8 protein-coding genes are annotated in these 10,120 nt (G+C 69.4%); 2 read left to right on the top strand and 6 right to left on the bottom strand.

Annotated elements, in window-relative coordinates; translation table 11 throughout:
* Positions 1 to 349, bottom strand: a 349-nt coding sequence (locus tag VKA86_06080; GenBank protein HKK70766.1) for a transposase, incomplete at its 3' end; no start/stop codon positions are given.
* Between the two features lie 139 nt (positions 350 to 488).
* A complete protein-coding gene (locus tag VKA86_06085) occupies positions 489 to 1,889 on the bottom strand; it encodes an FAD-binding oxidoreductase (GenBank protein ID HKK70767.1) in 1,401 nt (466 codons plus the stop codon).
* A 139-nt stretch (positions 1,890 to 2,028) separates the two neighbouring features.
* On the opposite strand from VKA86_06085, the gene VKA86_06090 reads away from it, so the two are divergent.
* Together VKA86_06090 and VKA86_06095 are read left to right on the top strand one after the other, a co-directional pair.
* Complete coding sequence (locus tag VKA86_06090; protein HKK70768.1) at positions 2,029 to 2,721, top strand: helix-turn-helix domain-containing protein; 693 nt, start codon at positions 2,029 to 2,031, stop codon at positions 2,719 to 2,721.
* 478 nt (positions 2,722 to 3,199) lie between these two features.
* Positions 3,200 to 3,325, top strand: a complete 126-nt coding sequence (locus VKA86_06095; GenBank protein HKK70769.1) for a hypothetical protein — start codon at positions 3,200 to 3,202, stop codon at positions 3,323 to 3,325.
* On the opposite strand, the gene VKA86_06100 is transcribed toward VKA86_06095, so the two are convergent.
* The 4 genes from VKA86_06100 to VKA86_06115 form a co-directional block, all read right to left on the bottom strand.
* Complete coding sequence (locus tag VKA86_06100) at positions 3,298 to 4,812, bottom strand: tetratricopeptide repeat protein (GenBank protein HKK70770.1); 1,515 nt, start codon at positions 4,810 to 4,812, stop codon at positions 3,298 to 3,300. The genes VKA86_06095 and VKA86_06100 overlap by 28 nt on opposite strands.
* A 36-nt stretch (positions 4,813 to 4,848) precedes the next feature.
* Complete coding sequence (locus VKA86_06105; protein HKK70771.1) at positions 4,849 to 6,030, bottom strand: cystathionine gamma-synthase family protein; 1,182 nt, start codon at positions 6,028 to 6,030, stop codon at positions 4,849 to 4,851.
* Positions 6,031 to 6,082: 52 nt separating this feature from the next.
* Positions 6,083 to 7,246: a M20/M25/M40 family metallo-hydrolase gene (locus tag VKA86_06110; GenBank protein HKK70772.1), complete on the bottom strand. Its 1,164-nt coding sequence runs from the start codon at positions 7,244 to 7,246 to the stop codon at positions 6,083 to 6,085.
* Between the two features lie 332 nt (positions 7,247 to 7,578).
* Positions 7,579 to 9,954 (bottom strand): C25 family cysteine peptidase, encoded by a 2,376-nt coding sequence (locus VKA86_06115; GenBank protein ID HKK70773.1) that lies wholly within the window; start codon positions 9,952 to 9,954, stop codon positions 7,579 to 7,581.
* Between the last annotated feature and the right edge of the window lie 166 nt (positions 9,955 to 10,120).

Here is a 10,120-nt window from a genome sequence, read left to right on the forward strand (position 1 = left end):
CGAGGTGCTGCCGCGGAGCGGGGATCTGCGCGCACAGCCGGCGGATGAGTTCGAGGTCGTCGGGCTCGAGGGTGCGTTGCCCGGTGCGCGGGTCGTAGGGGGTCTGGACGAGGACCTTGCCCTGGTCCTTGCGCTCGATGGCGTCGAGGCGCACGGGGGCGCGGGTGACGTAGCGGGCGACGCGCTCCTGCCGCTCGGTGTCGCCGGGTCGGATGGGCTCGCCGGCCCACACGCTGAAGCCGGAGTGTTCCCAGGACAGCAGCATCTGCTCGGTGTGTTCTCGCAGGCGTCGGGCCTGGCGCAGGCGGGCGAGGACACGGCGCCGGAACAGTTCGGCGATGGCCGTCACGTCCCAGCCGGCGACCCATTCGAAACGGTGAGCCGGTGGTCCGAGGGGTCCACGTCATCCGTCTGCGTTCGCGCGAGGGCGTGACCACGCAGAAGGTGTCGGTGATCCGGTAGACGCCGGGAATCCGGCGGGGTGGACGCTAGCGCACCACCCCGTCCGGGTCGTAGCGGCGACGCACCCGCTCGAGACGGGCGAGGTCCACGCCCGCCTGGCTCTGCTCGCGTTCGTCCTCGCCGGAGTCCTCGGTCAGGAAGTTCACGTAACCGCCGCGTCCGGCGATGCGGTGGACGTTCCGCCAGCAGTCGCGCACCCAGGCCACGTTCTCCTCGTCGTCGTCGGCGTCCTCCCAGGCGCCGGCGACGTTCACGATGAAGCGGGCGTCGCGGTGGGCGGCCGACGTCTGTGCCCCGTTGCGCGCCACGGCGCCGCCGAGCTGGAAGACCAGGATGGCCGCGTGGGGAGAGGGGATGCGCGCCGCGTGCTCGCGCAGCACCGCGGCGGTCTCTTCGTCGAAGCGATCGAGGTACTCGGACTTCCAGTAGTAGCGACGGCCCTTCGGCTGGAGAGGATCGAGCATCTGCTGATGCTCCACGAAGGGCTTGCGGTCGACCAGGTCGGCCACGGGGTCACCGAAGTCCCGGGCCGGTGCGACCTCGCGTGCCGCGGTTTCGGGGTCGCCGCCGTGGCAGACCGCCAGGCCCGCGATCGGTCGACCGTGCAGTTCCTCGGGCAGGAAGGGTGCGGGCGGCGCGTTGCGCAGCACCAGCAGGTAGGTCAGCTCCTCGGAGGCCGCGTCGGTGAGTTCGCCGAAGCGCCGGGTGACCGCCTCGGACTCCTCGGCACGCCGGACGATGAGACCGCAGGTCATCGCGTCGTCGGCGAGGCGGAGACGGTAGTGGAATCGCGTGACGACGGCTGCGCCTCCCCCTGCGCCGCGCAGCGACCAGAAGAGCTCGGGGTGCTCCCGTTGGTCGGCGGTCAGCACCTCTCCCTCGCCGGTGACGAGCTCGACCGCTTCGAGATGATCGCAGGTCAGCCCGTAGCGCCGCGAGAGCCAGCCGAAGCCGCCGCCCACGGTCAGGCCCGCGATCCCCGTCTCCGAGACGATGCCCGAGGGAAGGAGCAGGCCGTGCGGCGTGGTGGCCGCGTCGACGTCGGCCAGGGTGGCCCCCGGCTCCACGTGGGCACGGCGCGCGCTGGCGTCCACTTCGACACGCCGCCGGTGGGAGAAGTCGACGAGCAGACCGCCCTCGGCCAGAGCGCGGCCCGCGATGTTGTGGCCGCCTCCGCGCACGGTGAGCGCCACGCCGTGGTCCCGGGCGAAGCGCACGCAGCGCGCCGCGTCGGCGGCGTCGTCGCAGCGGGCGATCAGCGCCGGGCGGCGCTGGATCATGGCGTTCCAGATCTGACGGGCCTCGTCGTAGCCGGGCTCGCCGGGCGCCAGGGAACCTCCGGCCAGCTCCTCGCGCAGCGCCCGCACCGCCGCCGGGTCGACCTGCACGGGCTCTCCCTGTCGATCTCGGAAGGACACGGAATCCATGCTCTCCTCCTGGAATCGGGTCGTCGAAGCAGTCTCAGGCTCGCGACGTTGCCGTGTGCACTCCAGTGGAGGATCTGGACCGAAGCGGTTCTGAAAGTGGACTGGTCGTGAGAGCGGCACGCCCGTTACCCTGATCGGCATGAAGGGCTACGGACAGTTCTGCCCGGTGGCCAAGGCCTCGGAGATCCTGGCCGAACGCTGGACTCCCCTGGTGCTGCGCGAGCTGCTCGCCGGTAGCCACCGCTTCAACGACCTGCGACGAGGTGTGCCTCTGATGTCGCGGTCTCTGCTCTCCAAGCGGCTGCGCTCGCTCGAGGACGCAGGCGTGGTCGAGCGTCGCGCGCGCCCGGGTCTCCAGGCCCACGAGTATCACCTCACGCCCGCCGGCGAGGAGCTCCGACCGCTCGTCGAGGTCCTGGGAAACTGGGGACAGCGATGGGTGCTCGCCGACGTCGAAGAGGACGACCTCGATCCCTCGCTGCTGATGTGGGACATCCGGCGGGGCGTGCGCACCGAGCACCTGCCCGAAGATCGCATCGTCGTGCGCTTCGACCTACGGGACGTCGCCGGAGCGCACGGGCGTTGGTGGCTGGTCGTGGGCGGCGGCGAAATCGATCTCTGCCTGACCGACCCCGGCTTCGAGGTGGGCCTGCACCTGCGGGTCTCCCAACGCACGCTCACCCGCTACTGGCTGGGCCAGATCGACTGGTCGCAGGCCCTGGCCGACGACCTCGAGCTGGTTGGCCCTCGCTGGCTGCAGCGCTCGATCCCCACGTGGCTCGGACGCAGTGCCTTCGCCGGGGTCGAGCGGCCCTCAGGACCTTCGGGATGACGGGGGCGGTAGACCGAAGCTGCCGCTGCCGCGGTGGAAGTGCGAAGGCTTCCGTCGCGGAACATCCCCAGACATCCCCAGGTGTCACCCGACCGGACGGGTCACGGGGTCACGTGCTCTCGTACAACGTCGGCGCCTTGCCGCGGCCCTCGTGCTGGGGATCGGGGTCGTGGCTTCAGTGCGATGATCTGGTCACAACGCTCCCACCGAAATCGAGACCGCGTTCTCTGTGAGAGGGAGCGACGACTCGGCCAGGCAGACCACACCGCCCGGGCCGATCGGCCGATCGAGCCTCGCGAGAGTTTCGAAGCTCCGCACGGCATCCCGCCCCGGCGACGCCGTCTTCTCGAACTATTCTGAGGGCGATGATGCCCTACATCCCGCCGCAGGTGGTGGCGACGAGCCACGTACGCTGGCCGCGGCATCCGCTGCAGCGCTCGCCGAAGTGCTATGACGCCATCCTGCAGGAGGTGTGGTGATGAGCGAACGCATCGACGGCCTCTGCGAATGCCTGTCGCTCAGCGTTGTGGCCCATCACTATGCGACACTCGCCGACGAGGTCGTCTGGCTGTCGGATTACGACCCGCAGTCTTCTCTCGCTTGATTGAACTCCTCGATCCACCGCGCGTGCGACTCGTCCGCCGGGTCGAGCAGGCTCAGCGCTCCAGCGGCGCCGGCCCGTGCCTCCTCGCTTCGCCCGAGGCCGCAGAGGACGTTTGTCACGGCGACTAGCGAGCGCAGCCGCTGGGAATTCGTCGGCGCGTTGATCGCGTCGTGAATCGCGAGTTCGGCGCGATACTCGATGAGCGCCCCGTCCAGATCGCCGAGCCCCTCGAGCGCTTTCGCGCGCCCGCGTACGAGCGTGGCGTACTCGAGGCTCGTCTCCCCGATCTGCGACTTGAAAACCGGCCTGACGTCGTCGATCAGCTCGAGCGCCCGGCGGTAGTCTTCCATCCGCAGCGCGACGCTGCTCATGTTCACGCGCGTCCGAGCCCCCGCGAGACTTCCCTCGCCCAGGGCGGCGTCGCGCATCGCCGCGACCTCCTGCAGCATGGCGAGGGATCGATCGTAGTCACCTTGCTGATAATGCACGTTGGCGAGGTTTTCCATGGGGACCGCGATCCGCTGATGAACCTCGCCGTACACACGCTCCGAGGCCTCGATCGCCTCCTGGAAGATCGCGACGGCCTCGTCGAAGTCGCCGCGCCGCATTTTGGAGACGGCCACGTTGTTCAGCGCGTACAGCAGTAGGACGTCGTCGGCCGCTTCGCGCCGGTGGGCGAGGGACTCCTCCGCGTAGCGCTCGGCGAGCTCGGCGTCTTCACGCCAGTACGTCGCGAGCATCGAGCGAACCTCCGCGATGTACGCCAGAGCCGAAGGAAGGTCGAGTTCCGCGGCGGCGTAGAGTTCTTCAGCGTCCGCCAGGGCGTCCTCCGCCTCCTGGTATCGAGACAGATTCGTGCAGGTCCGGGCGAGGTCGGTGTAGACCGTCACGGCCTCGTAGGCGTGTTCATCCCCGAGCGTCAGGAGAATCTCGAGCGCGCTCGCGTAGTTCGCGGCGGCGCTCTGCCGGTCCCCCCGGTCGGCCAGCGCTTCCCCGAGCCCGCGGTGCGACGCGGCCTGATCCGGCCCGTTCTCGTCCGGCGTCCCTTCCCGGAGCTGGAGCGCGATCCGTAGTTCTTCGATGCCCTCGTTGACCTGCCCCAGGCTCGCGAGGGTGTTGCCGAGGAAGGAGCGGACCTCCGCTTCGATCATGGGCTGATCCTCGAGCGTCTCGCCCGCATTTTCCGAGGCCTTCATGAGGACTTCGCGCACGGTGACGTCGCGTGACTCCCCGGCGACGGGGTCGGGCGCGATGAGCACCTGCTGGAGGAAGTCGCTCATCGCCAGCGCCCGCGCCGCCTCACGCCGCGCGACCTCGGTCTGCTCGATCGCGACCGCGCGCTCCGACTCGGCGACCTCGCGCTGCTCCGCCTCGGCTTCCCGCGCCGCGAGCGCCAGGTCGCGCTGCTCCCGCGCCACGGCAGCCTGCCACGTCGTGCCCGCGAGGCCGAGCAGCACCGCCGCCGACACCGCGCCCGCGAACGCCACGTCGATCCTGCCCGCCGGAGGTCCGAACAGGGGAACTCAGTCGAGCGCCCGACGGAAGTCCTCGATCAGGTCCTCGAGGTTCTCGATTCCCACCGAGCAGCGGATCAGCGTCTCGGGGATCCCCAGTTCGGCTCGCGCCTCGGGCGTCAGTTCCACATGGCTGGTCACGGCCGGCGGGCCGATCAACGTCCCCACCGAACCCAGGCTCGCGGCGCGATGCGCGTAGCGCAGCCCGCCGAGGAAGCTCCTGACCTCGTCCATCCCTCCGCGCAGGGAGAAGCTGACCAGGCCCCCGAAGCCCCGCATCTGGCGGTCGGCGATCTCGTGTCCGGGATCGTCCTCGAGGCCGGGGAAGTACACGCGCTCGACGGCGGGGTGCCCGGTGAGGAAACGGGCGAGCCCGGCCGCGTTCTCGTTCTGTCGCAGTACGCGCAACTCGAGCGTCTTGAGGCTGCGGATGAGGAAGTAGGCCACCGGCGCAGCGAGCGTCGCCCCGTTGATCTCGCGGAAGCGGAAGATCTCGCGCACGAGGTCCTCGCGTCCACACACCACGCCGCCCATGGCGTCGGAGTGCCCGCCGAGGAACTTCGTGGCGCTGTGCAGGACCAGATCCGCGCCCATTTCCAGCGGACTCTGGTTGATCGGCGAAGCGAAGGTGTTGTCGACCACCACGACGGCGCCGCGCGCGTGGCCGGCGCGTGCCAGGCGCTCGATGTCGAGGATCTTCATGGTCGGATTCGTGGGCGTCTCCAGGTAGAGCAGATCACAGCCCTGCTCGACCGCCGCCTCGAGGATCTCGTGGTCCTCGGTTGGACAGAGTTCGACCTCGACCCCGTAGCGCGGGAGGAACTCGAGGAAGATCCGGCTGGTCCCGCCGTAGGTGTCGCGGATGCTGACCACGCGCCGACCGGGCTCGAGGAGAGCGAACAGGGTGTTGCTCACCGCCGCCATGCCGGTGGCGAAGCTCGTGGCGGCCTCGGCGCCCTCGAGCTGTCGCATCTTCTCCTCGAACACCTCCACGGTGGGATTGGTGTTGCGGCTGTAGATGTGCCCGGGCGCCCGTCCGGCTCCGACCTCCATCCACTCGTCGAGATCATCGAACCCGAAGGTGACGCTGTGCACCACGGGCACCTGGGTCGCACCCTGCCAACCGAGTCCTTCCTCGCCGCTCCAGACCGCGCGCGTTCCCGGCCCGATGTTCTTCTCGCGTTCCGCCATGACCTGGTCCTTCTCGAAATGGTTGCGTATGTCGCGGGGAGGGTACCGCGCCTCATGCGTCTCGCCGCCCGCCGTGCTCGAGGACGATCCGCCGCAGGATGCCGGCGAGGTGGACCACCGAGTCCACGTCGACCCACTCCTCCTCGGTGTGCAGACCGCCCCCGGTCGGTCCGAGGATCACCGCCTCCGTCCCGACCTCGCCGAGCAGTCCCGAGTCCTCCCACCAGCCGTGGTGCTGCCGACGTCCCGGTCGGCCCGTGACCTCCTCCACGGCGGCGAGGGCGGTCCGGACCAGGGGGGCGTGGGGATCGATCTCGTAGGGAGGGCGCCAGAGCACCGGCTCGATGGTGGCCTCGAGCTCCACCACCCGCTCGCGGGCGCGGTCCAGGGCCGTCTGCAGATCCGCGTGGACCTCGTCCCGGGTCTGCCCCGGAATCGAGCGACACTCCACGTCCGCGTGACAGGCATCGGCGTAGACGAAGAGGTGCCGCCCGCCGGTGAGCACGGGAACGTGCAGCGAGGCCGGCCCCAGGGCCGGATGGACCTGCGCGGTCGACCACTCCCGCCGCAGCCGATCCAGTTCGACGAGCACCTGACCCATGTGGAGGTTGGCGTCGACGCCGAGATCGGGACGCCCCCCGTGGGCCATCCTCCCCCGGGTGCCGACCCGGAAGATCCCGAAGCCCCGGTGGCCGATCACCACGTCCAGATCGCTCGGTTCGATCACGATCGCCGCGTCGGTGCGTACGGTCTCCAGGAGGGCGGCCGAGCCGATGCTCTCGTGCTCCTCGTCGGCGACGAAGGCGAGCACGAGATCGCCGTCCAGCCGCAGGTCCTCCTCCGCGACCGACTGGGCCACGGCCAGGACGGCGGCCATGCCGCCCTTGGTGTCCTGGGCGCCCCGGCCGAACACCTTCCCGTCGCGATGGTCACCGGAGAAGGGTGCGGCCATGCCGCCGACCCCGACCGTGTCGAGGTGGACGTTGATCATCAGGGAGGGGCCCCCACCGGCCCCGGGCCGGCGCGCCACCACGTTCGCCCGGCACGCGCCGAGATCGTGGAGCTCGGCGTCCCAGCCCCACGAGTCCAGCAGGCCCGACACGAAACGGGCGATCTCGAGCTCGCCCGGACCGTCCGGATCCAGACCCGGATTTCGCGAGTCGATCCGGACCAGGCTCTGCAGGAGGGAGACGAGGGCGTCGCGGTCGATGCTCATGGGCGGCACTCTATCCGATCGCCGGCGAGGGGGCCTCAGGGAATTCGTCGCCCGTTCCCTGCGTGGCGTCGCACGAAAGCCGGAGACGCGGACAAGATCGGCGCGGACGCTCTCGATCGACCGCAGCGTGGCGGCGGCCGCTGCTGGCGAACCGTCCAATCCTCATCCACCGAAGTGCTCACCGCGAGCGGTTCCGGTCGACAAAGGAACCCCACGTCACATCGTGAGGCGGGCTCTTCTCGTCCGTCCGAGAACGGGCCGCGCGCGACGCACGAGGGCCCCGCACCGTGCGGTGCGAGGCCCTCAGGTCGGGACACGTTTCGTGCGCCGCGTCAGCGGACGACGGTCACGCGAGTGCTCAGCACCTGGCCGGCTACCACCGCCTTCGCGAGGTACATGCCGGAACCGACCGCGCGGCCGTCCTGATCGCGGCCGTCCCACGTCAGGGCCGCGGTGCCCGCGTCGGCGCGCAGCTCGCGGACGGTTCGGCCACGCACGTCGTACACGGTGACGGTCTGCGCGGCGTGAAGCGCAGCGCCGAACTGGAAGACGGTCGCCCGGTCGGTGACGGACGGACTCGCCGACAGACGGAACGACACGTCGCTCGCCGTCGGCGCGGAGGTCGCGCCGCTGCGAACCGGGATCGTCTCCTTGTACACCTCGCCTTCGAGCGAACGGAACACGACGCGCAACTCGCCGTCGACCAGACCGTCGAGCGGCAACGCGGCCGCGCCGCTATCGTCGGTGTAGCGGTTGTCCTGGAAGTCGCCCGCCCGACGACTCGATCCCGCTTGGATCTGCAAGACCGAGACGAGAACGTTCTCGACCGGATTGCCGAACTCGTCGATCACGCCGAATTCGTAGGGACATTCCAGGCACGCCGGATCGATGACCTCAGGGAAGAGCAGCGTCCAGCTGCGCGGCGGAGCGCGGCGGATGTCCATGTCCGGGTCCCCGAGTAGATTGTACATCCAGGCGTTGTCGTTGTAGTGGGCCGCGGCCATCTCCGCCTCGGCCGTCTCGATCGCCTGGGCGTGCTTGGTCAGCCCGTAGTCGTACACGGCCCGGAACATCGCGCGGTCGAGCTCGTGATTCGGGGTCGTGTAGCTCGGCACGCTCGCCCCGTAGTGCGCGACGGCGGCGTCGGAGGTCTCGAGCCAACGCTCGCCGATGCAGTCCTCGGTGTCGAGGTTCGCGTTCGTGCACGCGAACGACCAGATCACCGGGGTCTCGGGGGCATTCGCGAGACCGCTCACGTCGGACAGGTTGTAGTACTCGTTGGAGGTGTTCCAACCGGTCCACGCGCTCGAATTGCCGTGGCCACGGTAGGCGACGAGACCGACGCCCTCATTGATGAACCCGCTGACGTCGGCGTCGCCGACCGACGAGTCGTCACCGTAGAAGGTGTTGAACGAAGGCGGGGTCGAGTAGGTCGCCAGCCGCACGGATTCGTGGGCGCCGACGTACTTGCCCGGCGCGTTCTCCTTGTGGGCCACGAGGCCGACCTCGCGAAAATTCGTGAACAGCAGCCGACCGTCCATGTAGTTCAGGAGTTTCGCGACCTGAGCCTCGAGATCCGTCGCGCCGTCGACGGACAGACGACCCAAGTAGATCTCCTCATCGAGGTCGACGCCGTTCGTGCTGGCATAGGAATCGTCGGTCGGCACGTCGCTCGTGTAGAGCTCCATGGGCGACGCGCACTGCGGGATGTCGTCGGTGTCGCCGACCAGCAGGCAGTACTTGTCACGGTTCACCGGGCGGGACTCGTACCAGTCCCTGATCGCCAGGCGGATATCGGAGCAGAAGCTGCCCACGTCCTCGAGTTGGAGCTCGGTGACGAGGTAACCGCGCCCTTTCTTCTGGTTGATGAGCGGCAGCAGCGCGTCGCGCAGCTCGGCTCGGTACACGAAGAGGTAGTCGGCCTCGAAGGTCAGCGGGTTCACCGGAAAGAACTCTGCCACGAGTTCCCAGTTCAGGTAGCGGAGCCCCGCGATCCGCTCGCGCTCGAGCGTGATCGGTTCGCGCGAACCCACCCCACCCTGATGTACGAAGGTCGCGCGGAAGACCGGACTCACGAGCAGCGCGCCCTCGGCCGGATCGAACTTGCAGGGGTAGAGGAGGCATTCGGCCTCCGGGATCGCCCGGCCACCGCTGCCGAGGACCTGGCGCGTGCCGTCCTCGGGCGGCCAGGGTCCTTGGAACGCGTAGATCTCTTCGTCGAAGAGGAACTGCGCGGGCGCGCCGTCTTCGTCCTCGAGGTCGAAGTCGCCGAACTGGAAGTCCCGCTCGGGTACGGGCTGCGGATACACGAGATCGATCCCGCCGACCGGGACGTACTCAGCCTGGACCTCGGCGAGCTGGACCTCGACCTGCTCGGCTGGCAGGGCCAGACGCAGCTGCACGGCCGGAAGCTTCGGCGCGCCCGGCTGGGCGATCTGGCCGAGTCCGGGGAAGAAGACTTCCTGGTAGGTCCGTTGGTCCGGACCGATTCGTTCGACGACCCAGAATCCGGGGATCCGGACCTCGACGGAGGTGAAGTCGGCGTCGCCTTCGAGCGCCACGACGCGCGCCGGCGTGCCGGGTTCGGACTGGCCGTCGAGCGAGATCCACTCCGCGTCTTCGCGCGGCGGCGGGAACTGGGCGAGGGCGTCGGAGACGAGGAAGAACGCGAGGGCGAAGATCGAGAGGAGCGCAGGTTGGGAGCGCATCGAAATCCTCCAGGGGCAAGTGCGGAATTCCGAGCGACGTCACCGCTCATGAAGGCTAACACACCCGACCGATGGATCGCACACGCCGGAGTGTACGGCCCCGCAAGGGTCGCGTGGCCGCGGCCGTGGCTTCAGCGCGCGGATCTGGTCACAACGCTCCCACCGG

Source organism: Candidatus Krumholzibacteriia bacterium (assembly GCA_035268685.1).
Taxonomy (GTDB): Bacteria; Krumholzibacteriota; Krumholzibacteriia; order JAJRXK01; family JAJRXK01; genus JAJRXK01.